Genomic DNA, 23,396 nt, shown 5'->3' with positions numbered 1-23,396 from the left:
TTTCCAGAACGGACCAATGACATGGCAAAGCGCCTCGACATCAAAGACCTGAACATCTATTACGGCGACTTCCACGCGGTCAAGGACGTCACCCTCGAGGTGCCGCCGCGCTGCATCACCGCGTTCATCGGCCCGTCGGGCTGCGGTAAGTCGACCGTGCTCCGAACCCTCAACCGCATGCACGAGGTCACCCCGGGTGCCTACGCCAAGGGCAGCGTGCTGCTCGACGGCGAGGACATCTACGGCAAGACCGTGGACCCGGTGAGCGTGCGCGCGACCATCGGCATGGTGTTCCAGCGGCCGAACCCGTTCCCGACGATGTCGATCCGCGACAACGTCGTCGCCGGCCTGCGTCTGCAGGGTGTGCGGAACCGATCACAGCTCGACGACGTCGCCGAGAAGAGCCTGCGCGGCGCCAACCTCTGGGAAGAGGTCAAGGATCGCCTGGACAAGCCGGGCGGCGGACTGTCGGGTGGTCAGCAGCAGCGTCTGTGCATCGCCCGCGCCATCGCGGTCTCTCCCGACGTCCTGCTCATGGACGAGCCGTGTTCGGCGCTCGACCCGATCTCGACGCTGGCCATCGAGGACCTGATGGGTGAACTCAAGAAGGAGTACACCATCGTCATCGTGACCCACAACATGCAGCAGGCCGCCCGCGTCAGCGATCAGACCGCGTTCTTCAACCTCGAGGCGGTCGGCCAGCCGGGACAGCTCGTCGAGATCAACGACACCGAGACGATGTTCTCGAACCCGACGAAGAAGGAGACCGAGGACTACATCTCGGGCCGCTTCGGCTGAGGTTCCGCAGGACACGAATAGGCCCGCTCACCCGTCCGGGGGAGCGGGCCTCGTCGTGCCGGGGGTCGTCGTGTCCGGGTGTCACATGTTGAGCAGCAGGATCACCAGCAGAGCGACCAGCGACGCGGTCACACCCAGGTACGCCAGGATCTTGCGGCGGTGGGCGGCAGCCTCTGCGTCCTCGTCGGTCACCGCATTGAAATCGGGCTCGGTCGGATAGTGCTGGGCCATGTCGCCACCCTAACGACGACCTCGGCGCGTGTGAAATCTCCTCGACGTCGCTGGGGCCAAAATATTCACGGACATGAAAAAAGGCCGAGATTCAGTGTCGGAAACTGAATTCTCGGCCTCTTTCGGTGTGGCCCTCGCTCGATGTTCAGCACCGAGCGAGAGAAATCACCCCACGCTCTGGAACTGCTCCGGGGTCTTGCCCGTCGCGGTGAACACCACGCGGCGCCCGATGAGTACGGCGTGGTCGGCGAACCGCTCGTAGTAGCGGCCGAGCAGGGTCACGTCCACCGCGGCGGCGACGCCGTGCTTCCATTCGCGGTCCATCAGGACGGTGAACAGGTGGCGGTGGAGGTCGTCCATCGCGTCGTCGTCTTCCTGGAGACGAAGGGCGGCCTGCGGGTCGCTGGTCACGAGGACCTCATGTGCGTTCTTGGCCAGGGTGACGGCCAGGCGGCCCATCTCGGCGAAGTAGCCGTTGACCTCCTCCGGCAGTGCCTTGGCGGGATGTCGGCGCCGGGCGACCTTGGCGACGTGCAGCGCCAGAGCACCCATCCGATCGGCGTCGGCGACGATCTGGAATCCACTCACGACTCCACGCAGGTCACCGGCGACCGGGGCCTGCAGGGCGAGGAGCGCGAAGGACTGTTCCTCCGCGCGAGCCGTCAGCCGGCTCATCCGGTCGGTGTCCCCGATGACCTCTTCGGCGATGGCGAGATCGGCCTGCAGCAGTGCCTGCGTGGCGCGCGCCATCGCGGTGCCGGCGAGTTCGCACATCTCACCCAATACCGAGGTCAGCGCCTCGAGTTGCTCTTGATAGGCGGTACGCATGGTCCCAGGATACGTGCGTGATCACTCCAGGCCGACTCCGACCGATGAACGTCCAGTGAACGTCGGGTGCAGATCCGTCCACCTGCGAGTGCACCGACACCCTGAGATCACGTGCAGGTGGTGTCGCCCGCGTTCGTGATGGCCAGGTCGTTGGGCAGATTGCCGGTGTTCTCCGCGGGTGCGAGCTGGTCCGCCGTCAGGGTCGCCCCGGAGGCCGGTACCGACTCGAGAGAGCCGGTGAAATCCGCACCGACGATGAGCTCGACACCCGACTTGACCGTGCGGTCGAGCTGGATGCTCGCGTTCGGGAACATCTCGGCCAGCGTCGCGGCGGCGTCGCGCTGTCCCGGCCCGTACCGCACGACGGTGTCGTCCCGGTTCTCCGACGCATCGGCGACACCCCGCACGTCGAATCCGTACGGCGTGAGCTGCTCGGACACCTCGGTGGCGAGGCCCGTCTGGCCGGTGCCGTTGAGAACCCGGACGCCGACATTGCCAGGGTTCTGCGCGGTCGCGGTCACGGGCCCGGGAGCGCCGGCGTTCGAGTCGGTGCTCGGTGCGCCGGGACTCGTCGGCGCCTTCGACGACGACGGCGGCTTCTTGCGCGCCTGCTCGCCGGGGAGCGGCAGGTCGTCGATGATGGCGTCGAAGATCGCGTCGATGTCGTCGGTGCGCGGGATCTCGTTGTTGGCGCCGTCGGTGGAGGTACCCGACGTCGGGATCGTCAGGAACGAGACGCGGCCGGCCTCGATGCCCTGCATCGACTCGGCCAGGTTGATCAGCGACTGGGTGTCGACGCCGTCGACGTAGCTGTATTCGATGAACGTGTTGACGATCCCGTTGAGTTTGTTGGGGTTCGACAGCACATTGCCCGACAGGCTCGACCGCAACAGCGACGACATGAAGAGCTGCTGGCGTTTGATCCGGCCGTAGTCGCCGTTGCCCTCCGTGCTGATGTTGCGGGCACGAACGTAATTCAGTGCGCGCCGGCCGGTCAGCTTCTGCTTGCCCGGCTTACGCAGGATCTGGCCGATCTCGTAGTCGTAGAGCGGGACCGTCGAGCAGACCTCGACGCCGCCGATCGCGCGGACGACCTTCTCGAAGCCGTAGAAGTCCATCCCGATGAAGTGGTTGATGTTGAGCCCGCTCATCGCGGTGATCACGCGAACGAGACACTGCGGACCGCCGTAGAAGTAGACGCTGTTGAGCTTGACGCCGGACTGGGCCGGCATCTCGGCGCCGTACTCACCGGTCTCGTTGTCCCACGCGTTGCACGCCGGCTGATCCACCTGCAGGTCGCGCGGGAACGACACCGCGACGACGCGACTGCGGTTGGCCGGGATGTTCACCAGGATGACGGTGTCCGAACGGGCGCCCTCGGCGTCGGCGGTGGTGCCGGCGCCGACCTTGGAGTTCTGGCCACCGCGAGTGTCGGTACCGACGATGAGGTAGGTCTCGTCGCCGTACTGGGCATCCTTGTTCCGGATGTTCTGGTCGTCGGGGTCGACGGCGGTGACGTTCCGCCAGTTGCCGTTCCACGACTGCAGGTAACCCCAGACGAAGCCGGTGCCCACCAATGCGAGCACGCACGCGATGGCGACCAGGATGCGTCCGGTCGCGGCGGTCTTGCGCAGCATCGCGCCCTGCCGGTCCTCGTCGCGTCCGGGATGGCGCCGAGGCGCCGAGCGCAGGGCGAGGGGTTCGGTGAGGTCGGGTGTGCGTTCCAGCGGGGGCTGGGCCGGCGGTCCGGCCGGGCCGCCGGCGACCGGCTCCTGGGCGCGGGATTCCTCGATCACCCGCTGCTCGGTGGCGCGATCGGACAGGTCGGGCGCGGCGTCGCCGACGGTGGGGATCTTCTGGGTGACCTCGTTGTCGAAACGATGGACGGTCGTCGGGCGGTCGTCGGGCGCCGGCTGCGGAGCTGCGGGGACCCGCCCGCCCGGGGCCGCCGGTGGCGTGGCACTTCCGCCGAACGGCGGTCCGGTGCGGCGGGACCGCCCGCGGGTCGACGACGGGGGCTCGGACGTCCGCGACTCCGGACGCGGCGGTGTCGCGCGGCGGGTGCCGGACCGGCCGGAGCCGGCGGGGGGCTCCGACGGCGACGACTCCTCCGCGTTCATCTGCTCCATGAGCTGACGGACCGTCAGGCGAGTGCGTCCCCGGACGAAGCGATCTGCCGAGCGTGGCTCGCGGAGGCTGGGGTGCGCCGGGGGAGGGGAGCCCTGGTCGGTGGAACCGGGCGCGTCCGGACCGGGGACGGGCTCGAAGTCGTCGCGGGAGCGTCCGGCGCGTCGACCACGACGAGAGCGACCGGCGTCGCCCACCTCGGGGTCGTCCGGGCCCGGTGTCCTACGACTCAATGCACGTTCCTCATGCCCCGTGGTCGTGTCGCGGAGTCACCGCGGATCGGGGCTCGACCAGCGCGGTGCGCACAGAATGGAGGCCCCGGCGGCCGGGACCTCCGCGCAATAGTACTGATCCCACCTGAGAAAGCGTCTCAGCCGGGCACCGGTTGTGACGGTTTTCGCAATCCGGTTCAACCGCCGGAGTGCATGATCTCGGCGCCTGCGGGGATCACGTCCTCGTCGGGGTCGTCGAGCCAGCCGTCCGGCAGCGCGACCTTCGCCGGCGAACCCTGCCGGCCGCGCGGGCCGTGACCGTCGGAGGGGAACGGCGCGTCGGCCGGCAGCTCGGCGAGCAGTTCACGTAGTTCGTCGACGCTGCCGACGAGCGCCATCCGCCGCCGGATCTCCGAGCCGGCCGGGAAACCGCGGAGGTACCAGGCGACGTGCTTGCGGATCTCGCGGCAACCCTTCATCTCACCGTGGTGATCGACGAGGAGCTGGCAGTGCCGGACCATGATGTCGGCGACCTCGCCCAGGTTCGGCGGCGCCGGAGCGTCGAAACCGCCGAGTTCGGCGGCGAGTTCGGCGAACAGCCAGGGCCGGCCGAGGCAACCGCGGCCGACGACGACGCCGTCGCAGCCGGTCCGGCGCATCATCGCGACCGCATCGGCGGGTTCGAAGATGTCGCCGTTGCCGAGCACCGGCACGGTGGTGACGTGCTCCTTGAGTCGGGCGATCTCGTCCCAGTCGGCCTCACCGGAGTATCGCTGCGATGCGGTGCGCGCGTGGAGGGCGACGGCCGCGGCACCTTCTTCGGCGGCGATCCGGCCGGCGTCGAGATGGGTGCGGTGATCGTCGTCGATGCCGATCCGGAACTTGACCGTCACCGGGATGTCGGTGCCCTCGGTGGCTCGGACGGCCGCCGCGACGATCTTGCGGAACAGCGTGCGCTTGTAGGGGATCGCCGACCCCCCGCCCTTGCGGGTCACCTTGGGGACCGGGCAGCCGAAGTTCATGTCGATGTGGTCGGCGAGATTCTCGTCGACGATCATCTTCGCGGCTTGGTACGTGTACTCCGGGTCGACGGTGTAGAGCTGCATCGACCGCGGGTTCTCGTCGGGTCCGAAGGTCGTCATGTGCATCGTGACCGGGTGCCGCTCCACGAGCGCGCGCGCCGTGACCATCTCACAGACGTACAGCCCGGAGACGGTTCCGGTGCGGGCGAGCTCGAGTTCGCGGCACAGCGTCCGGAACGCGACGTTGGTGACACCCGCCATCGGGGCCAGTACGACCGGGCTGGCCAGTTCGATGGACCCGATACGCAGTCCCTTCGAGACGCTCGCAAGCTCGCTCCTCAGGGAGCTGGGAAGCGAGCCTTCGGTGGTCGAGGGCGCCGGGTGGCTGTCGACGAGGGTGCTCAGGATGCCTGCTGCTCCCGCTTCTTGGCCTCGCGGGCGAGCGAACGGTCGCGCATCTCCTCGAAGCGGATGGTGTCCTTCTCGAGCTGCTCGAGGAAGGCGGCGAGCTCCTCGCGGGTCTTCTCGCCCTCGCTGCTGAAGTCGTCGCGTTCGAAGACGTTCCACTTACGCAGGACCGGCATGACGACCTCTTCGAGGTGCTGACGCAGGTCGTAGATGCCGTGCTTGGCCATGAGCACGCCGTGGCGACGGAAGTTGGGCATGCCGGCGCCGGGCATCTGGAAGTTGGTCACGATGTCGGTGACGGCACGCAGCGTCTGGTCGGGGGAGATGTCGAAGCCCGCACCGCAGATGTTGCGGTAGAAGATCATGTGCAGGTTCTCGTCGGCCGCGATGCGCTGCAGCATCTTGTCGGCGATCGGGTCGTTGCACGCCTTGCCGGTGTTGCGGTGGCTGACGCGGGTCGCGAGTTCCTGGAAGGTCACGTACGCCACGGAATGCAGCAGACCGAGCTCGTCGGCGTGCTCCTCTAGCTCGTCCACGCGTCCGGCGGCGGCCAGCATCGGGTCGTAACCATTGGTCATGTGGATCATCCGCGCCTCTTCGAGGGCGACGGGATCGACGCCGCGGGTGACCACGAGGTAGTCGCGCATGACGATGCCGTGGCGGTTCTCCTCGGCGGTCCAGCGACCGACCCAGTGGCCCCAGGCGGAGTCCATCGAGAAGTTGTCGGCGATGACACGGTGGTACGACGGCAGGTTGTCCTCGGTGAGGAGGTTCGTGATCATCGCGGCCTTGGCGACCTCGTCGAGCTGCGACTGCTCGGGGTCGTAGTCGACGCCACCCAGGGCGGCGAAGTTACGGCCCTCGTCCCACGGCACGTAGTCGTGCGGGTTCCAGTCCTTGGCGATCTTGAGGTGGCGGTTGACGTTGTCCTCGGCAACCGGGGCCAGCTCCTTGAGTAGCTCGAGTTGCGTCAGGTCGCGTGCCATATAGATGTCCTCCGAACCGTGTCCGCGTGTGTCGTCATTGCGTGTCGTCGTCGTGCGTCGTGTCGATCGATCCGCGTGCGTGGCCGGCGGCCACGACCGTGGTTCGCGACGTCGTCGTGGGGAGGTGCGCACCCCGCCCACCGAACCGTGGTGTGTCGGGCCGGGTCCCCCGCGCCGCCCCGTCGCCACTGGTCAAAGTTCTAGCGTACGGCACGCACACCGGTGTCCCAAGTCCGTCGCCTGGGTGTCGTTCACGCCCGCGCGTCGCGTTACGCGTCCGGCCGGTGGTGTCGGTCACGTCGGTACCGGCGACGCCGGAACCGGTGTTCGCGCAGGTCGGCGGGCCCTCAACCGGAACGTGGACGCGAGGCGAACATCGCGCCCGTCGTCTCCATCCACGCCGTGGCCGGTTCGTCGATGGTGCCCAGTTCGCGTGCCTTCTCACACCAGCGCATCGCCGCGCGCCCGAACTCCATCGGGTTGTAGACGTCCTCTTCGCGACTCCACCGGCCGTCGCCGGCGTAGGTGAGGATGGTGATGTTGGTGGCGGTGATGTGTGTCGAGTCGCCCGGATCGCGCATCGGGTTGTCGACTTCGCAGATGACCCGGCCGGTCGTCGCGTCGACCACATGCCACAACGAGGGGAACCCGGTCATGTGACTGCCGGGGAACGACGTCATCGTCCGCCAGATCCAGGTCCGGATCTCCTCGCGACCGCGCATGGTGCCCAAGGCGTGCTCGATGTAGTCGGCGTCTTCGGTGAACAGTTCGGCATAGCGATCCCAGTCCCGGGTCACGGCGATCTCGGCGACCGTGCGCTGGAACTGTGCGAAGGCCTCGTCGAGCTCTGCCGGGGTGAATTCGGCGGTCGTCGGGGTCGGGTTCTCGGTGGTTTCCATCGCCGACGATCGTAGAGTCCGCACCGATGTGGTCCACCGCGTTTCGCGACAATCGGTACCATTCGTCCCCAGCACAGCCACCGCACACGGATCGGTGAGGACGTCATGTACCAGGTAGGGGACCTGATCGCGGGGTACCGCGTCCTCGACGTGCTCGGACGCGGCGGCATGGGCGAGGTCTATCAGGCCGCGCATCCCCGGCTGCCGCGCGCCGACGCCCTGAAGGTGCTCCGCTCGGTCCACGCCGCGGACCCGGTCTTCCGCGCGCGGTTCGAACGCGAAGCCGACATCGTCGCGCCGCTGCACCATCCCAACATCGTGGCCGTCTACGACCGTGGCGTCTTCGACGAGTTGCTGTGGATCGCGATGGAGTACGTGCCAGGTACCGACGCGGCCCGGATGCTCGCCCGGGAGTCGCCCCTCGACCCCGGTCTCGCGTGCACGATCATCGCCGGGGCGGCGGCGGGTCTGGACGCGGCGCACCGGCGCGGCGTCATGCACCGGGACATCAAACCGGCAAACATCCTCATCACGCCGGGCGCGGACGGCGACACCGACAGCGCCCCGGAGGCCGTCAAGCTCACCGACTTCGGCATCGCCCAGGTCCTCGACGAGGTGACCCACCTGACCGGTACCGGGATCACCATCGGGACCATGCGCTACGCCTCGCCGGAGCAGATCGAGGGGTTGCGCGTCGACGGCCGGAGCGACATCTATTCTCTCGCTGCCACTGCGTACGAACTCCTCACCGGTGCACCGCCGTTCGATTCGCCGTCGCTGCACGGACTGATGACCGCGCACATGCATCACGAACCCCCGTCGGCGAGCGCCCGCAACCGGGCGTTGCCCGCCGGGGTCGACGCCGTGCTCGCGCGGGCGATCGCCAAGGAGCCGGGTCGCCGTCACCCGACGGCGGGGGAGTTCGCCGCCGCGCTCGCCGACGTCTTCGATTCCCGCGCAACGCTCATCGGCCCGGCGATCAGGCCCGAGCCCCCGACGGAGCCCCCGGCCGGGACCCCCGTCGGGCCCGCACCGGCCGGTCCAAAACCGAGCCCGGGGTTCCGGCACGTCGGCGCCGGCGTCGCGGGGAGCACGGGGTACACGCCACCGCCCGTGCAACCGGGTCCGTTGCAGACCTGGCCACCCGATGACGATGCGACGCAACCCACTTCCGTCCGCCGGCCTCGCCACCTCGCCGCGATCGCCATCGTGGCGGTGCTCGTTGCCGGAATCCTCGGCGCCGGAATCGGTTTCGCACGCATGTCGGCCACCTCCCTGGACACCCCCGATCCCCCGGATGTGGAGGTCACGACCACCGCTGTCGAACTGACCTGGAACGGCGTGGCCGGGGCCACCGACTACGTGGTCACCCAGAACGAGGACGTGATCTATTCCGGGCCCGCCACCGAGTTCACTGCGCCCCGGCCGGTGCCCGGCATGTACACGTATCAGGTCGCCGCGCATGACGGCGGCCGGGTGTCGGACTTCTCCCGGAACTCCGAACAGGTCGATGTCTTCATGACATGGGGCGAGTTGCAGCCCATCGCCGACCTGTACCACGACCTGATCCCGGCCACGCCGTTGAGCACCAACGGCTTCGACGCGATGCGCTGCTGGGGCGAGGACGGCGATCTCGCGTTCTCGTCGAGCAAACGCACCGTGTCGTGTACCCGCGACGCCGACGCCGCGACCGGCGACGACAGCGGGCGGGCGTCGGACCCGGGTGTGGCGGCGTATCAGGTGATCGTCGACACCTACGAGACCCCGGAGGAAGCGGTCGCGGCGGCGAAGGTGACCGCCCACGACCTCCGCGGCGTCGACTACACCACCGCGCAGGGGCACACCGGCACGCTGTACCTGTCGGACAAGCAGCGGGATCAGGGGCAGGCGATCCTCACCTTCGACGACGGCGACCACGCACGGTCGGTGGTGTGGGTGGTCGTCCCGGGTGAGCCCGCCGCCGCAGCCGGCGACGTCCTGAGAAGGCTACCGATCTGATGACTTCACCGACACCCTCGACATCCCTTACCACGACACCGAGTTCGCCACGCCGATTCGGGTCGGGGCCGTGGCTGATCGGGCTGATCGTGCTCGTCGCCGCGGTGGTCGCCGTCGGCGGCTTCGTCGTCGTCCGGTCGGTGACCGCGCCCGACGCGCCGGACACCCCCGGCGGCCTGACCCTGCAGGCGCGACCGGGACGGGTGATCGCGTCGTGGGACCCGGTGTCCGGGGCGTCGGCCTATCAGCTGCTCCGCGGCGACGGTTACGTCGTCCACCAGGGACCCGAGACCTCCGCCGAGGACGTGAGTGTGCCTGCCGGAGAACATGATTACCGGGTCATCGCGATCCGCGCGGGTGTGTACTCCGAGCCCGGGCCCGTGCAGCGGGTCCGGACGGGCGCGAGCTGGGGGGAGTTCGCGCCGCTGGTGGCGCAGTTCCCGGAGCTGCTCCCGCAGGCCCCCGACACCGCGGCGCAGTGGATGAACACCGAGTGCATCCGCCGATACTCCGGCGGCCGCGACGAGGTCGGGCCGTCGGAGACCGGAGCGGGTCAGGTGCGCACCGTGTTCGTCGTCCGATGTGCCGCGGGCTCGGTCGATCGCCCCTTCGGGGTGTTCTGGTTCGCGTCCCGAGATGCGCTGAACGCGGAGTACTCGCGTTCCTCGGAGACGTCGCGGCCGGTGCGATGGCGGCACGGGACGGGGTTGATCGACGAGAACGGACGCGGGGTCTTCAAGATCACCGACGACCCGTCGCGCGAGCTGGCCATGATCGTCGTCCTCGAAACGGATGGACAGGACATTCTGGACATGGTCGACTCGCTGCCGCTCTGAGCCGGGATCATCTGGCATCTCGACGCCGTCACGGCTGTGCCGGAACCGACCCCGCCGGGGTCGTCACGTGCGGCATGATGGCGTGGGGTGCCCACGGGGTCGGGTGCCCGACGTCGAGGGAAGGCGAATCCCATGCAGCGCTTGAGCGGACTGGACGCATCGTTTCTCTACCTCGAGACGCGCTCGCAACTGATGCATGTCATCGGTCTGTTCGAGATCGATCCGAGCACCATGCCGGGCGGCTACCGCTTCGACAAACTCCGCGCCGAGATGGAACGACGCATCGCTGCCATACCCGCGTTCCGGCGGAAACTCGACAACTCGTTGTTCAACATCGACCACCCGGTGTGGATCGAGGACGACGACTTCGACATCGAGCGTCACGTGCACCGGGTCGGCGTGCCGGCCCCCGGCGGCGCCGGCGAGGTCGCCGAACTGTGCGGTCATCTGGCCGGACAGACGCTCGACCGGGGCAAGCCGCTGTGGGAGCTGTGGATCATCGAGGGTCTCGCCGACGGCCGGGTCTGCGCGATGCTGCGCATGCACCACGCCGGGACCGACGGTGTGACGGGCGCCGAGATGCTCGCCCAGATGTGCACGCTCACGCCCGAACCGCCGGATCTCGACGCGGAGAAGGTGGGGGAGTCGGCCGGCCCGTCGTCGCGCGTCGCGATGGCCGCGGGCGGCGCGGTCAACTACTTCGTGCAGCGGCCCCTCGCCATGGCCAAACTGCTCCCCCGCACGTTGAGCGTGCCCGTCGGCTGGTTCCGTCGGGCACAACAGGATTCGGCGATGCCCGCACCGTTTCGTGCCCCACGCACCCGGTTCAACGCACCCATCACCCCGCACCGCAGCATCGCCGTCACCCAGCTCTCGCTCGACGATGTGAAGCGAGTGAAAGACCACTTCGAGGTGAAGCTCAACGACGTCGTGCTCGCGATGGTCGGCGGGGCACTGCGCACCTATCTGCTCGGCCACGACGAGCTCCCCGATCGTCCGCTGGTCGGGATGGTCCCGGTCTCGGTGCACGGCGCCGACGAGAAGGACCTCGTGGTGGAGGGCACCAACAAGGTGACCGGCATGTTCACCCTGCTGTCCTCCGACGAGCCCGACCCGGTCGCGCGGCTGCGGAAGCAGGCAGAGCTGAGCCGGACCTCGAAGGAGCACCACGCCGAGATCGACGCGAACATCCTGCGGTCCTGGGCGCAGTTCGCTCCCGGTACGACACTGTCCACCGCGATGAAGATCTACGGCGACCGCAACTGGGCGTCGGCGCATCCGCCGGTGTTCAACGTCCTGGTGTCTAACGTCGCCGGCCCGGATTTCCCGCTGTACTTCCTCGGCGCGCGCGTGACCGGCGTCTACCCGCTGGGCCCGATCATGCATGGCCTGGGACTCAACATCACGGTCTTCTCCGCCGACGGCAACCTCAACATCGGCATCGTCGGCTGCACCGATCAGACCCCGGACCCGTGGGCCATCGCGAACGCCTTCGACGACGAGATCAAGCAGTTGCTGGCCGCCTGCGACTGATCCGCAAGAACCGCATGCCCCCTGGTCCCGTTCTGCTCCCGGAGCTTGCGGAGGGCGCGACCACCCTGCTCCCTGATCCGAAAGAACGACATAACCATTGCTCCCTGAGGTGCGAGGAGCGATAGCGACGAGCCACGAAGGGCCTGGTGAGACAGGTTGCGGAGCCCTTCGTGGCTCGCTTCGCTCGCACCTCAGGGAGCAGAGATGTGGACCCTCAAGAGGGTTCTTCGTAGTCCACGACGGCCGCCCGGCCGCAGGTACTGAGGAGCGGGCCGGAGCTTGCGCAGGGCCCGACCACCCGCCGCACTAGCCCCCGGCGAGTTCGTCCAGCCAGACCCGCGCCGACGCATCCGAGGGTGAACGCCAGTCGCCGCGTGGGGACAGCGACCCGCCCGACCCGATCTTGGGGCCGTTGGGCATCGCCGAGCGCTTGAACTGGTTGCCCATGAACCGCTTCAGGAACACCTCGAGCCAGTGCTCGATGGTCGCGGTGTCGTACTCGTTGCGCTTGTCCTCGGTCAGCAGATCCGACCACGGGCCACGGCTGCGGTCACCCCACGCCTGGCGCGCGAGATAGGCGATCTTGCTCGGGCGATAACCGAAGCGCGTCAGGTGATAGAGGAAGAAATCGTGCAGCTCGTAGGGGCCGACCGTGTCCTCGGTGCTCTGGATCCGGCCGTCGTCGCCGGCGGGGACGAGTTCGGGAGAGATGACGTCGTCGAGGATCTCGACGAGCGTCTCGGTGGTCTCGGCGGAATGGTGCCCGCTGGTGATCATCCACCGGATCAGGTGCTGGATCAGCGTTTTCGGCACCGACCCGTTGACGTTGTAGTGCGACATCTGGTCGCCGACGCCGTAGGTGCACCATCCGAGCGCGAGTTCGGAGAGATCGCCGGTCCCGAGCACGATGGCGCCGTTGGCGTTGGCGAGCCGGAACAGGTGTGAGGTCCGCTCACCGGCCTGCACGTTCTCGAAGGTGACGTCGTAGACCTTCTCGCCGCGCGCGTACGGATGGTCGAGGTCGGCGAGCATCTGCTCACAGGACGGCCGGATGTCGATCTCCGCGCCGCTCACCCCGAGCGAGTTCATCAGCGCGTGGGCGCGCCGCAGTGTCGGGCCGCCGGTCGCGAAGCCGGGCATCGTGTAACCGAGGATGTTGGTGCGCGGCAGGCCGAGCCGGTCGAAGGTGTCGACCGCGACCAAGAGTGCGAGCGTCGAGTCCAGCCCGCCGGACACCCCGATGACGATCTTCTCCAGACCCGTCGAGCGCAGTCGTTGGGCCAGTCCCTGGACCTGGATGGAGCGGACCTCTGCGCAGCGTTCGTCGCGGTCGTCGGAATCCGCTGGGACATAAGGGAATCGGGGGACCACCCGCCGGACGACATCGTCGTCGGACAGGTCTCCGAAGTCGAAACCGATGCGACGCAACGACTTCAACCGGTCGGAGTGATCGCCGACCTGGTCCCGGAGGCTGATCATCCGCATGCGTTCCTGCCGCAGGCGGTCGAGATCGATGTCGGCGGTGATGATCTGGTCGATCGTCGCGAACTGTTCACTGCGGGCGAGGAGCGACCCGTTCTCGGTGATGAGGGCATCGCCGTCCCAGGCGAGGTCGGTGGTCGACTCGCCGTACCCGGCAGCGACGTACACGTGGGCCGAGATGGTCCGCGCGGAATGCCCGGTGCACAGGTTGGTGCGGTAGCTCTCCTTGCCGATGGTGACCGGGCTGCCCGACAGGTTGGCCAGCACGGTCGCGCCGCCGAGAGCTGCCCATGTACTCGGTGGGATCGCCACCCAGCCGTCTTCGCAGATCTCGACGAACAGTGCGAAACCCGGCAGGTCGCGGGCCTCGAACACGAGATCGGCACCGAACGGGACCTCGTCGTCGCCGATCCGCACGGTCGTGGGGACCGCGTCGCGCGCCGCGGCGAAGAAGCGCTGCTCGTAGAACTCGCGGTAGTTCGGCAGGTACGACTTCGGGACCACCCCCAGGACCGCGCCGTCGTGGATCACGGCGGCGCAGTTGTACAGGCCGTCACCCACGCGCATCGGCAGTCCGACGCAGAGAACCGGCTTCAGCCCGGCACTGGCCGTCACGATGTCGTCGAGTGCGGTGCGGCAAGCGTCGAGGAGGGCGTCCTGGTGGAAGAGGTCGTCGACGCTGTACCCGCACAGCCCGAGTTCGGGGAAGACGACAATGCAGGCGCCGTCGTCAGCGGCCTGCGTCGCCAGTTCGACGGTGCGCGCGGCGTTGACCGCGGGTTCGGCGAGCGTCAGGACGGGTACGGCTCCGGCGACGCGGGCGAATCCGTTTGCGTAGACAGACACTCCGACACCCTAATCGCGGACAGGCCGTCGTGTGGGGTCCGCCGAACGCGCCGGCCGGGTGCAGGGCTAGGACCGCCACCACGTGTCGTCGACCTCGACGGGGGTGGTGCGCTTGTGCCGGTTGCGGTGCCAGGCGGCCTCGATCTTCTCGGCCGCGTCCTCGGGGATCTCGCGCCCCTCGAGGTAGTCGTCGATGTCGTCGTAGCGCAGGCCGAGTTCGTCCTCGTCGGTCTGTCCGGCCTTCTCGTCCAGCAGGTCGGCGGTCGGGACCTTTTCCCACAGCTGCTGCGGCGCATCCAGGTGGCGCAGGATGGCACGCCCCTGTCGCTTGTTCAGGCCGGAGAGCGGCAGCACGTCGGCCGCACCGTCGCCGTGTTTGGTGAAGAAGCCGGTGACGTTCTCGGACGCATGATCGGAGCCGATCACCAGCAGCCCGCGGTCACCGGCGAGGGCGTACTGCGCGACCATGCGGTGCCGCGCCTTGGCGTTGCCCTTGGTGAAGTCGGTGAGCCGGGTGCCGGTGGCCTGTTCGATCTCGTCGTCGAGGGCATCCACGCCGGGTGCCACGTTGACGGTCACGACCTCGTCGGCGCCGATGAACTCGAGGGCCGCGGCCGCGTCGTCCTCGTCGTGCTGTACCCGGTAGGGCAGCCGCACGCCCATGAAGGTCGCGTCACCGCCGTCGGACCGGATGCGTTCGGCGGCGAGTTGGGCGAGCTTCCCGGCCAGGCTGGAGTCGACGCCGCCGGAGATGCCGAGTACGTAACCCTTGGCGCCGGTGACGCGGACGTAGTCGACGAGGAACCCGACCCGCCGCTCCACTTCCTCGCCGGGGTCGATCGAAGACTTCACGGCGAGGGCGTCGATGATGGTTCGCTGGATCTCACGCATGATCCCAGTGTGCGCCACCGGTCACCCCTCGCGTGGGATCCGCACGCCGACGAGGTGGGCTTCGGGGTCCGGGGCCAACCCGATCCGGTCCCACTCGTGGGAGATGCCGACGACCGCATAAGCCGAGGTGGGGAAGCGTTCGATGTAGCCGTGCGGATCGAGCGTCAGCGCGGTCGACGGCATCCCGGGCTCGTGGCCGACGACGAGGACCGTCCGCGCGTCGGCGGGCGCGTGGACGCGGATGGCCTCCAGGATCTCCTCGGGCGCGCCGCCGTAGATGTCCTCGACGAAGGTCACGGGCGCATCGATGCCGATTCGGGCGAGCGTCTGCCGCGTTCGCGTCGATGTCGAGCACAGCACCGCGTCGATCCGCAGGCCCTCATCGGCCATCCAGCGTCCGGCGAGGGCGGCCTGCCGATCGCCGCGCTCGGCCAGCGGACGGTCGTGATCGGGCGTCGCGGGCGGATAACCCGACTTGCCGTGCCGCATCAGGACCAGCGTGCGGGTCCGGCTCATGCGGCGCCGTGCCGGCCGCGGTCCCGGGCGTCGGATTCGGACCCCGACTCGGCGCCGATCATCCGCAGGACCCGCACGGTCGCGCGCCAGGCGGCGGCCTCCTGGCGGAGGTAGGCCGCGTGTTCGTCGTGACCGCGGGCCTCGGCCTCGTCGGCGGCGACGTCGAACTCCAGGTACTCGTCCACGGCACAGTCGATGAGCTCACCCACCGAGGTGCAGTCGGTGCAGGCCACCTCGATCGCGGCGGCGTCGAGGGTGGCCAGTCGTTCCAGATCTGACCGATAACGCATGGGTTCGAATCTACGTTGTCCGGGCAGGCCGTTGGTGTTACGACACCGTCGATGTCGCCCGGGACGACCCCGGCCGGGACCGCGACCGCGGCTCACCGCCGTTACCCTGGGGATCGTGCACACCTGGGTACCCGCGCTCCTCGCGGTGCTGGCCGCGTTGATGATCGCCGCCGGTACCGTGCTGCGTCAGCGCGCCTCCCGGGTCAACGGTGCGATCACCCCGGGATGGTGGGCCGGTGCGGCGATCGCGCTGTGCGGCTTCGGTTTGCAGGCCTCGGCACTCGGACTCGGCTCGATCCTCCTCGTGCAACCCCTCGTCGTGCTCGCCGTGCTGTTCGCCCTTCCGCTCGAGGCGTGGGCCGATCATCGGCACCCGGCCCGCATCGAGTGGGCCTGGGGCGGGGTTCTCGTCGCGTGCGTGGTGACATTCCTGATCGTGGCGCGTCCCGAACCGTCGATGCGACGCCCCGATGCTCTCCTGCTGTGGGGCACCGTGGGAGCGGTCATCGGCGTCGTGGTCGCGCTGGTGATCCTCGCCCACCGCTCGAGTCCGCACTACAAGGCACTGTTCTACGGGCTCGTCGCCGGCATCCTGTTCGGCGTGTCGGCGTTGCTGGTGAAGACCGTGATCTACCAGATCACGCACCACTTCTGGCGTTCCTTCGTCCACCCCGAGATCTATCTCTTCGTGCTGGTGGTGGTCTGCGCCATCCTCGCCCAGCAGATGGGGTTCGGCGCCGGTGATCTGCAGACGTCGTTCCCGTCGATGACCGTCGCCGAGCCGGCCGTCGCGATGGTGCTCGGTGTGCTGCTGCTCGGTGAGAACCTGAAGGTGTCGGTACCGACCGCGCTGTTCCTGGGGATCGTGCTCGCGATCATGGTGCGCGCTGTGTGCGAACTCGCGAAGCTGTCGGCCGTGCGCGGATACGAGCAGGCCGTGGCGGCGGAGGAGTCCGCCGCAGCCGACGCCGCAGCGGACGCGGGCCCGGCGGCGGGCGCGACGTCGCGCCCGGCGGGTTGACCGGCCGCGTCGACGTCAGGCGTGCTCAGATCTCCTGAGAGATCCCCTCGGCCCACTCGGCGGCCTGCTTCGCCGGCTTGATGGGCGAGGAGTTGTCGTGGCGAGCGTGCTCGCCGACCTGGACCGCGCCGCGCTTGGTGAGCATCTCGGCGACGATCTCGCCGCCGCGGTTGAACGTGTCGTAGATCGAGTCCCCGAGACCGAAGACCGCGAAGCGGAGACCGGTGAGGTCGGGGTTCACGCTCTCGAGTTCGTCGGCGAAGGGCTCGGCGCCAGTCGGCAGCTCGCCTTCGCCGTACGTCGAGCACACGATGACGAGGAAGTCCTCGGGGTCGAGGTCCTCGACCGCGTATTCGCTCATGTCGTAGATCGACGGATCGTGGTCGGCGGCCAGCGTGTCGGCGATGGCGTCGGCGACGAGCTCACCGTTCCCGGTTTCGGTTCCGTAGAGGATGACGACCGACATGTGAACTCCTCTCGACGTCGGCGTTTTCGCTAAGCGAGGGTAGCCTAACCCGCCCGTCGGGGCGAAATCCCAGTTGAGGGGGGTTGGAAGAAATACTTGGATGTCCTACTATGTGGTGACACCGGCCATACCCCCAACGAAGTCGAAGGTGATCTCCGTGTCCGCTCCTGCTGTCCCCTCGATCCCGCACTACCTGAACGGCAAGCGCGTCACCGCCGAGGGCGGCCGCTTTGCTGACGTCTTCAATCCGAGCACCGGCGCCGTGCAGTCTCAGGTTCCGCTGGCGTCGACCGACGAAGTCGCCGCCGCGATCGCGACCGCATCGGCCGCGCAGAAGGAGTGGGCCGCCTGGAACCCGCAGCGGCGCGCCCGCGTCCTCATGCGGTTCGTCGACCTGGTCAACAAGAACGCCGATGAACTCGCGACCACGCTGTCGCTCGAGCACGGCAAGACCCACGCCGATGCGCTCGGCGACATCCAGCGCGGCGTCGAGGTGATCGAGTTCGCGATCGGCATCCCGCACCTCATCAAGGGTGAGTTCACCGCGGGTGCCGGCGGCGGCATCGACGTGCACTCCATCCGTCAGCCGCTCGGTGTCGTCGCGGGCATCACCCCGTTCAACTTCCCGGCGATGATCCCGCTGTGGAAGGCCGGACCGGCGCTCGCGTGCGGCAACGCCTTCATCCTCAAGCCCAGCGAGCGCGATCCGTCCGTGCCGGTGCGTCTTGCCGAGCTGTTCACCGAGGCGGGCCTGCCCGACGGTGTGTTCCAGGTCGTCCACGGCGACAAGGAAGCGGTCGACGCGCTGCTGACCCACCCGGACGTCAAGGCCCTCGGCTTCGTCGGCAGCTCCGACATCGCGCAGTACATCTACTCGACCGCGGCCGCCCACGGGAAGCGCTCACAGTGCTTCGGTGGCGCCAAGAACCACGCGATCATCATGCCCGACGCCAACCTCGACCAGGTCGTCGACGCGCTGATCGGTGCGGGCTACGGCAGCGCCGGTGAGCGCTGCATGGCGATCAGCGTCGCGGTCCCGGTCGGCGAGCAGACCGCAGACCGGCTGCGCGCCAAGCTGATCGACCGGGTCAACGCACTGCGCGTCGGTCACAGCCTGGACCCCAAGGCCGACTACGGCCCCCTGGTCACCGCCGCCGCTCTCGAGCGGGTCCGCGGGTTCATCGACAAGGGTGCCGAGGAGGGTGCCGAGGTCGTCATCGACGGACGTGAGCGCGCCAACAACGAGCAGACCTTCGGCGACGAGGACATCTCGAAGGGCTTCTTCATCGGCCCGACCCTGTTCGACCACGTCACCAAGGACATGACCATCTACACCGAGGAGATCTTCGGACCGGTCCTGTCGATCGTGCGCGCCGGCGACTACGAGGAGGCCCTCGCCCTGGCGTCGGATCATCAGTACGGCAACGGCGTCGCGATCTTCACCCAGGACGGCGACGCCGCCCGCGACTTCACCGCTCGGGTCGACGTCGGCATGGTCGGCGTGAACGTGCCGATCCCGGTGCCGGTGGCGTACTACACGTTCGGCGGATGGAAGCGTTCCGGCTTCGGCGACCTCAATCAGCACGGCCCGGCGTCGATCCAGTTCTACACCAAGACCAAGACGGTCACGACGCGGTGGCCCTCGGGCATCAAGGACGGCGCCGAGTTCGTCATCCCGACGATGGACTGATCGGCGTTGACGACTTTCGCCGACGCCGCACTCGCCCGGCTCGACGGTGACGAACGTGTCATCGTCGAGACCGCGGCGGGTTTCGCGGCCAAGAAACTGGCGCCGTTCGCGCTCGAATGGGATGCCACGAACCACTTCCCGGTCGACGAGTTGCGTGAGGCCTCGGAACTCGGGATGGGTGCCATCTACTGTGCCGAGGATTCCGGCGGCAGCGGTCTGCGACGCCTCGACGGGGTGCGCATCTTCGAGCAACTGGCGTACGCCGATCCGGCCGTCGCGTCGTTCCTGTCCATCCACAACATGTGCACGTGGATGGTCGACGAGTACGGCACCGACGAACAACGTTCGACGTGGGTGCCGCGCCTGGCGACGATGGAGACGGTGGCGAGCTACTGCCTGACCGAGCCGGGTGCCGGCTCCGACGCGGCGGCGCTCGCCACGCGTGCCGAGCGGTCCGGCGACGAGTACGTGCTCACCGGGGTCAAACAGTTCATCTCCGGGGCCGGGTCGTCGGACCTCTACGTCATCATGGCGCGCACCGGTGACGCCGGCCCCAAGGGCATCTCCACGTTCTTGGTCGAGAAGGATTCGCCCGGACTGAGTTTCGGTGCGCAGGAGCACAAGATGGGCTGGCATGCGCAGCCCACCGCCCAGGTCATCCTCGACGAGGTGCGGGTGCCCGCGGGCAACCTCCTCGGCGGCACCGAGGGCATCGGGTTCGGCATCGCCATGAACGGTCTGAACGGCGGCCGCATCAACATCGCGGCGTCGTCGCTCGGTGGGGCGCAAGCCGCCTTCGACAAGGCGGCGGCCTATGTCGCGAGTCGCCGCGCGTTCGGCAACGCGCTCATCGACGAGCCGACCATCCGGTTCACCCTCGCCGACATGGCCACCTCGCTGCAGGCGTCCCGGCTCATGTTGTGGCAGGCGGCGACGGCGCTCGACGACGGCGCGCCCGACAAGGTCGAACAGTGCGCGATGGCGAAGCGTTTCGTCACCGACACCTGCTACGAGGTCGCCGACCAGGCGCTACAGCTGCACGGCGGATACGGGTATCTCACCGAGTACGGAATCGAGAAAATCGTCCGCGACCTCCGTGTGCACCGCATCCTGGAGGGGACCAACGAGATCATGCGGGTCGTGCTCGGCCGTTCGATCGCGACCCGCTACCGGGACAGCTGAATTCGCTCACAACCACTTTCGTAGGAAGCAGAGACAATGACGACGATCGCCTTCCTCGGCCTCGGCAACATGGGTGGCCCGATGGCCGCCAATCTGGTGAAAGCCGGTCACACCGTCCGCGGTTTCGATCCGGTACCCGAGGCGGTGAAGACCGCGCAGGAGAACGGCATCGAGACCTTCCCAGCCGCCATCGAGGCCGTGTCCGCCGCCGAGGTCGTGGTGACGATGCTGCCCAACGGCGGCATCGTGAAGAAGCTGTATGACGAGATCCTGCCGGCAACTCCGACCGGAGCCCTGTTCATCGACTCGTCGACGATCTCGGTCGACGACGCGCGGGACATCCACCAGCGCGCCACCGAGCACGGCTTCGCACAGGTCGACGCCCCGGTCTCGGGTGGGGTGAAGGGTGCCGTCGCCGGCACCCTGGCGTTCATGGTCGGCGGCGAGGACGAGGCCTTCGCCGCAGCGCGTACCACCCTGGATCCGATGGCGGGCAAGATCATCCACTGCGGTGCCGCGGGTGCCGGCCAGGCCGCCAAGGTGTGCAACAACATGGTGCTCGCCGTCCAGCAGATCGCGGTGGGGGAGGCCTTCGTGCTCGCCCAGAAGCTGGGCCTCGACGACCAGGCGCTCTACGACGTGATCACCGGCGCCACCGGCAACTGCTGGGCCGTCGAGACCAACTGCCCCGTCCCCGGGCCGGTCCCCACCTCGCCGGCGAACAACGACTTCAAGCCGGGCTTCGCGACCGCCCTGATGAACAAGGACCTCGGTCTCGCGATGGACGCCGTCGCCAGCACCGGCGCCCGTGCGCCGCTGGGTACCCACGCCGCACAGCTCTACCGCGGCTTCGCCGAACAGCACGCGGACCTCGACTTCAGCGCGATCATCACGTCGCTTCACTAGATCGTTCGCCGACCTCACGAGATCCGTATGACGTTGTGCCCGGTTTCCGGGCACAACGTCATACGCGTTTCAGGCGGCCGCTCGTCGGAGCACGGCCCTGACGTCCGCGGCGACCTGGGCGGGCCGGTCGACGAGGTCGGTCCACGTGAAGTTGAGGACAGTCCATTCGTTGGCGGTGAGCAGGTTGCGCTTGGTGCGGTCGCGCTGGAAGGCCGCGGCGTCGCGGTGGAAGGAGAAGCCGTCGATTTCGACTGCGACCTTCCTGTCGGGAAAGGCGAAATCGATGACGTAGCCGTAGGCGGGCATGTTCGGCATCCAGCCGGAGATCCCAGCGGCAGTCAGCAGTTCGGTGGTGAGTCGTTCGGCTTCCGATCGTGCTCCGTCGCCGAGGAGTTTCAGATAGGCAGCGACGCGCGGTGCTCCGTGCCGGTTGGGGTAGCGGTCGTTGGCGGCGCGGAGAGCGTCGAGGGTGACGCGGGTGCTGAGTAGTGCTGAATCGAGGATGCTGATCCCGAGGTCGAGGGAGGCGTCGAGGACGGTCAGCGCGGCGCTCGTTGTTCGGAGACCTTGATGCTCGGTGATGTCGTCGTCGTGTAGTCGCCGGAACCTGACCACCGCGGTCGCGGACGAGCGTCGGGCGCTGCCGCGGGTCGGGGTGTAGACGAGGTGTTTTCGGGGTTCGGTGTCGTGCAGTCCGAGCCACCAGGCGGCCGCTGGTCCGCCGAGTACCGCCATGTTGTGCACCGACAGGACCGCGATGCGGGCCTGAGCCCGGGCTGTGCGGTGGTGCCCGGCGACGAGGTACACCCCGCGTGCTACCGCTTTCCACTCGCCGGCAGCGACTTTGCGTTGGATCGTCGACGAGCTCGCACCGCAATCACGCGCTTCGCGGGTGGAGAACACGCCGTCTCGGCGGGCGGTCAGTTCGGCGAGGTCCATGGGGTTTCGACGCAGACGATCACCGCGCGGTTCCAACGCCGAGCAGCTGAGCGAATCCGTATGACGTCGAACCCGGATTCCGGGCACGACGTCATACGGATTCCGCGCGCCGTTTCAGAAGTCCCCGTTGTGCTTGCGAAGCGACTGGATGGCGCCGACGAGGCCGGTCATCTCGTCGTCGGACATGCCGACGTTGCCGAACACCTCGCGGTTGAGGGTCTCCGTGGCGTCGCCCACCGTCTTGCGGCCGAGGTCGGTGATCTCGACGAGCGTGGTACGTCCATCGGTGGGGTGCGGGACGCGGCGGACGAGCCCGCCCTCCTCGAGGCGACGGATCGCGTGGGTCACGCTGGTCACGTGGACCTGGAGCCGGTCACTGGCCTTGGTGATCGGCAAGGACCCCTGACGCGAGAACGCCAGCAGTCGGAGCAGTTCGAAGCGGGAGAAGCTGAGATCGAACGGACGCAGGGCGGCCTCGACACGGGCGAGCAGGATCTGATGGGCGCGCATCACCGACGTCACCGCGACCATGCCGTCGGCCACCTCGCCCCACCCCGCCTGGGTCCAGTTCTCCCGTGCTTCGGCGATGGGGTCGAAATCCATGCTGCGCCCTGCCATACCGACACCCTAGTGGTCCTCCGGCCCCGCCGCGGTCAGGCGCGAGCAGGACGCCATCCGTCGATGACCGCCGTCGCCGCAGCCACCGGGTCGGCACCGTCCGGGTAGTTGCCCGACAGCAGGAGCATGGCCATGCCGTGCACCTGGGCCCACAACGAGGCGACGACGGTGTCGGTGTCGGCGTCGCGGAAGACGCCCGCGGTGATCGCGGCCTGTACTCCCTCGCGCAGCGGGGTGATCGCCCGCGTCGCAGCGGCGCGGGTCTCCTCGGTGCGTGCGACACCCACCAGCGCATCCCCGAACATCAGCTCGTAGAGCCGGGGATTCTCCAGCGCCCACCCGACGTATGCGACACCGAGTTCGGCGAGCGCGGTCGGGTCGGTTGCTGCCGCCGCGGCGGAGCGCTGTGCGTCCGCGAACGCGTCGAAGGCGCGCACCAGGATCGCGCGCGCGAGGCCTTCCTTGTTGCCGAACAGCGAGTAGACCGCGGTGGTGGAGGTGTCGGCGGCACGGGCGGCCTCCCGGACCGACAACGCGCCGATGCCGTCGGCGGCCACCATGCGAACCGCCTCGTCGAGCAGCAGGGTACGCACATCGTCGGTGTGGGATCGGGGTCTTGCCACGACGCCCATCGTTTCATAACATCGTTTCGTAACAACGTTACGAAATGT

At 68.3% G+C, this 23,396-nt stretch carries 22 protein-coding genes; 8 read left to right on the top strand and 14 right to left on the bottom strand.

Going from position 1 to position 23,396, the window contains the following annotated elements; genetic code table 11:
* Positions 1–21: 21 nt before the first annotated feature.
* Positions 22–798 carry a phosphate ABC transporter ATP-binding protein PstB gene (pstB, locus tag Q9R39_RS03890; RefSeq protein ID WP_004022008.1) on the top strand — a complete coding sequence of 259 codons (777 nt, stop codon included), beginning with the start codon at positions 22–24 and terminating at the stop codon, positions 796–798.
* An 81-nt stretch (positions 799–879) separates the two neighbouring features.
* Here the strand turns inward: pstB and Q9R39_RS03885 are convergent, their stop codons facing one another.
* The 6 genes from Q9R39_RS03885 to Q9R39_RS03860 form a co-directional block, all read right to left on the bottom strand.
* The gene (locus tag Q9R39_RS03885; RefSeq protein WP_165629676.1) at positions 880–1,029 is read right to left on the bottom strand and encodes a hypothetical protein; all 150 of its coding nucleotides are present in this window, start codon (positions 1,027–1,029) and stop codon (positions 880–882) included.
* Between the two features lie 165 nt (positions 1,030–1,194).
* Positions 1,195–1,857: a phosphate signaling complex protein PhoU gene (gene phoU / locus Q9R39_RS03880; RefSeq protein WP_058253532.1), complete on the bottom strand. Its 663-nt coding sequence runs from the start codon at positions 1,855–1,857 to the stop codon at positions 1,195–1,197.
* A gap of 107 nt (positions 1,858–1,964) precedes the next feature.
* The gene (locus Q9R39_RS03875) at positions 1,965–4,217 is read right to left on the bottom strand and encodes an LCP family protein (RefSeq protein ID WP_311277124.1); all 2,253 of its coding nucleotides are present in this window, start codon (positions 4,215–4,217) and stop codon (positions 1,965–1,967) included.
* Positions 4,218–4,393: 176 nt separating this feature from the next.
* A complete protein-coding gene (gene dusB / locus Q9R39_RS03870) occupies positions 4,394–5,560 on the bottom strand; it encodes a tRNA dihydrouridine synthase DusB (RefSeq protein WP_280361797.1) in 1,167 nt (388 codons plus the stop codon).
* 59 nt (positions 5,561–5,619) lie between these two features.
* Complete coding sequence (locus Q9R39_RS03865; RefSeq protein WP_058253529.1) at positions 5,620–6,612, bottom strand: acyl-ACP desaturase; 993 nt, start codon at positions 6,610–6,612, stop codon at positions 5,620–5,622.
* Between the two features lie 347 nt (positions 6,613–6,959).
* The gene (locus tag Q9R39_RS03860; protein ID WP_211540042.1) at positions 6,960–7,511 is read right to left on the bottom strand and encodes a nuclear transport factor 2 family protein; all 552 of its coding nucleotides are present in this window, start codon (positions 7,509–7,511) and stop codon (positions 6,960–6,962) included.
* Positions 7,512–7,616: 105 nt separating this feature from the next.
* Between Q9R39_RS03860 and Q9R39_RS03855 the strand changes: the two genes are divergently transcribed.
* The 3 genes from Q9R39_RS03855 (at position 7,617) to Q9R39_RS03845 (ending at position 11,878) form a co-directional block, all read left to right on the top strand.
* Positions 7,617–9,509 carry a serine/threonine-protein kinase gene (locus tag Q9R39_RS03855; protein ID WP_211540044.1) on the top strand — a complete coding sequence of 631 codons (1,893 nt, stop codon included), beginning with the start codon at positions 7,617–7,619 and terminating at the stop codon, positions 9,507–9,509.
* Positions 9,509–10,345 (top strand): fibronectin type III domain-containing protein, encoded by an 837-nt coding sequence (locus Q9R39_RS03850; protein ID WP_165629678.1) that lies wholly within the window; start codon positions 9,509–9,511, stop codon positions 10,343–10,345. The genes Q9R39_RS03855 and Q9R39_RS03850 overlap by 1 nt, the downstream gene beginning before the upstream one ends.
* A 132-nt stretch (positions 10,346–10,477) precedes the next feature.
* Positions 10,478–11,878 (top strand): wax ester/triacylglycerol synthase family O-acyltransferase, encoded by a 1,401-nt coding sequence (locus Q9R39_RS03845; protein ID WP_065629730.1) that lies wholly within the window; start codon positions 10,478–10,480, stop codon positions 11,876–11,878.
* 306 nt (positions 11,879–12,184) lie between these two features.
* Here Q9R39_RS03845 and Q9R39_RS03840 read toward each other — a convergent pair whose 3' ends face one another.
* The 4 genes from Q9R39_RS03840 to Q9R39_RS03825 form a co-directional block, all read right to left on the bottom strand.
* Entirely contained in the window at positions 12,185–14,206 is a 2,022-nt protein-coding gene (locus tag Q9R39_RS03840; protein ID WP_211538261.1) for an NAD(+) synthase, read from the bottom strand.
* A 66-nt stretch (positions 14,207–14,272) separates the two neighbouring features.
* Positions 14,273–15,097, bottom strand: coding sequence for an ammonia-dependent NAD(+) synthetase (gene nadE, locus Q9R39_RS03835; protein ID WP_058253837.1), 825 nt, complete (start codon positions 15,095–15,097; stop codon positions 14,273–14,275).
* Between the two features lie 21 nt (positions 15,098–15,118).
* On the bottom strand, positions 15,119–15,613 hold the full coding sequence (locus Q9R39_RS03830) for a histidine phosphatase family protein (protein ID WP_058253833.1): 495 nt from the start codon (positions 15,611–15,613) through the stop codon (positions 15,119–15,121).
* On the bottom strand, positions 15,610–15,903 hold the full coding sequence (locus Q9R39_RS03825) for a hypothetical protein (protein ID WP_058253832.1): 294 nt from the start codon (positions 15,901–15,903) through the stop codon (positions 15,610–15,612). Before Q9R39_RS03825 ends, Q9R39_RS03830 begins: the two co-directional genes overlap by 4 nt.
* 115 nt (positions 15,904–16,018) lie before the next feature.
* Here Q9R39_RS03825 and Q9R39_RS03820 point away from each other — a divergent pair, with 115 nt between their 5' ends.
* Entirely contained in the window at positions 16,019–16,924 is a 906-nt protein-coding gene (locus Q9R39_RS03820; protein WP_058253831.1) for a DMT family transporter, read from the top strand.
* A gap of 25 nt (positions 16,925–16,949) precedes the next feature.
* Here the strand turns inward: Q9R39_RS03820 and Q9R39_RS03815 are convergent, their stop codons facing one another.
* A complete protein-coding gene (locus Q9R39_RS03815; RefSeq protein ID WP_058253830.1) occupies positions 16,950–17,390 on the bottom strand; it encodes a flavodoxin domain-containing protein in 441 nt (146 codons plus the stop codon).
* A 100-nt stretch (positions 17,391–17,490) separates the two neighbouring features.
* Here Q9R39_RS03815 and Q9R39_RS03810 point away from each other — a divergent pair, with 100 nt between their 5' ends.
* Genes Q9R39_RS03810 through mmsB form a run of 3 tightly spaced genes read left to right on the top strand, consistent with a single transcriptional unit; the run spans position 17,491 to position 21,168 of the window.
* A complete protein-coding gene (locus Q9R39_RS03810; protein WP_249145016.1) occupies positions 17,491–19,080 on the top strand; it encodes a CoA-acylating methylmalonate-semialdehyde dehydrogenase in 1,590 nt (529 codons plus the stop codon).
* 6 nt (positions 19,081–19,086) lie between these two features.
* Positions 19,087–20,262: an acyl-CoA dehydrogenase family protein gene (locus tag Q9R39_RS03805; protein WP_058253829.1), complete on the top strand. Its 1,176-nt coding sequence runs from the start codon at positions 19,087–19,089 to the stop codon at positions 20,260–20,262.
* 36 nt (positions 20,263–20,298) lie between these two features.
* A complete protein-coding gene (gene mmsB / locus Q9R39_RS03800; RefSeq protein WP_058253828.1) occupies positions 20,299–21,168 on the top strand; it encodes a 3-hydroxyisobutyrate dehydrogenase in 870 nt (289 codons plus the stop codon).
* A gap of 69 nt (positions 21,169–21,237) precedes the next feature.
* Here mmsB and Q9R39_RS03795 read toward each other — a convergent pair whose 3' ends face one another.
* The 3 genes from Q9R39_RS03795 to Q9R39_RS03785 form a co-directional block, all read right to left on the bottom strand.
* Positions 21,238–22,107: a type IV toxin-antitoxin system AbiEi family antitoxin domain-containing protein gene (locus tag Q9R39_RS03795; protein ID WP_058253827.1), complete on the bottom strand. Its 870-nt coding sequence runs from the start codon at positions 22,105–22,107 to the stop codon at positions 21,238–21,240.
* 114 nt (positions 22,108–22,221) lie between these two features.
* Positions 22,222–22,725 carry a MarR family winged helix-turn-helix transcriptional regulator gene (locus Q9R39_RS03790; RefSeq protein WP_058253826.1) on the bottom strand — a complete coding sequence of 168 codons (504 nt, stop codon included), beginning with the start codon at positions 22,723–22,725 and terminating at the stop codon, positions 22,222–22,224.
* 35 nt (positions 22,726–22,760) lie between these two features.
* Positions 22,761–23,357, bottom strand: coding sequence for a TetR/AcrR family transcriptional regulator (locus tag Q9R39_RS03785; protein WP_058253825.1), 597 nt, complete (start codon positions 23,355–23,357; stop codon positions 22,761–22,763).
* Positions 23,358–23,396 lie beyond the last annotated feature (39 nt).

Source organism: Gordonia sp. AC31 (genome assembly GCF_031844505.1).
GTDB lineage: Bacteria > Actinomycetota > Actinomycetes > Mycobacteriales > Mycobacteriaceae > Gordonia > Gordonia hongkongensis.
This window is presented reverse-complemented; position numbering and strand designations above follow the sequence as displayed.

Bases quoted from the DNA above. Each gene is read 5' to 3' on its own strand.
- Q9R39_RS03795 (WP_058253827.1), bottom strand. From the start codon at position 22,107: ATGGACCTCGCCGAACTGACCGCCCGCCGAGACGGCGTGTTCTCCACC.
- mmsB (WP_058253828.1), top strand. From the start codon at position 20,299: ATGACGACGATCGCCTTCCTCGGCCTCGGCAACATGGGTGGCCCGATG.
- Q9R39_RS03825 (WP_058253832.1), bottom strand. From the start codon at position 15,903: ATGCGTTATCGGTCAGATCTGGAACGACTGGCCACCCTCGACGCCGCC.
- Q9R39_RS03855 (WP_211540044.1), top strand. From the start codon at position 7,617: ATGTACCAGGTAGGGGACCTGATCGCGGGGTACCGCGTCCTCGACGTG.
- pstB (WP_004022008.1), top strand. From the start codon at position 22: ATGGCAAAGCGCCTCGACATCAAAGACCTGAACATCTATTACGGCGAC.
- Q9R39_RS03790 (WP_058253826.1), bottom strand. From the start codon at position 22,725: ATGGCAGGGCGCAGCATGGATTTCGACCCCATCGCCGAAGCACGGGAG.
- Q9R39_RS03865 (WP_058253529.1), bottom strand. From the start codon at position 6,612: ATGGCACGCGACCTGACGCAACTCGAGCTACTCAAGGAGCTGGCCCCG.
- Q9R39_RS03850 (WP_165629678.1), top strand. From the start codon at position 9,509: ATGACTTCACCGACACCCTCGACATCCCTTACCACGACACCGAGTTCG.
- Q9R39_RS03830 (WP_058253833.1), bottom strand. From the start codon at position 15,613: ATGAGCCGGACCCGCACGCTGGTCCTGATGCGGCACGGCAAGTCGGGT.
- nadE (WP_058253837.1), bottom strand. From the start codon at position 15,097: ATGCGTGAGATCCAGCGAACCATCATCGACGCCCTCGCCGTGAAGTCT.
- phoU (WP_058253532.1), bottom strand. From the start codon at position 1,857: ATGCGTACCGCCTATCAAGAGCAACTCGAGGCGCTGACCTCGGTATTG.
- Q9R39_RS03845 (WP_065629730.1), top strand. From the start codon at position 10,478: ATGCAGCGCTTGAGCGGACTGGACGCATCGTTTCTCTACCTCGAGACG.
- Q9R39_RS03885 (WP_165629676.1), bottom strand. From the start codon at position 1,029: ATGGCCCAGCACTATCCGACCGAGCCCGATTTCAATGCGGTGACCGAC.
- Q9R39_RS03815 (WP_058253830.1), bottom strand. From the start codon at position 17,390: ATGTCGGTCGTCATCCTCTACGGAACCGAAACCGGGAACGGTGAGCTC.
- Q9R39_RS03860 (WP_211540042.1), bottom strand. From the start codon at position 7,511: ATGGAAACCACCGAGAACCCGACCCCGACGACCGCCGAATTCACCCCG.
- Q9R39_RS03785 (WP_058253825.1), bottom strand. From the start codon at position 23,357: ATGGGCGTCGTGGCAAGACCCCGATCCCACACCGACGATGTGCGTACC.
- Q9R39_RS03810 (WP_249145016.1), top strand. From the start codon at position 17,491: ATGTCCTACTATGTGGTGACACCGGCCATACCCCCAACGAAGTCGAAG.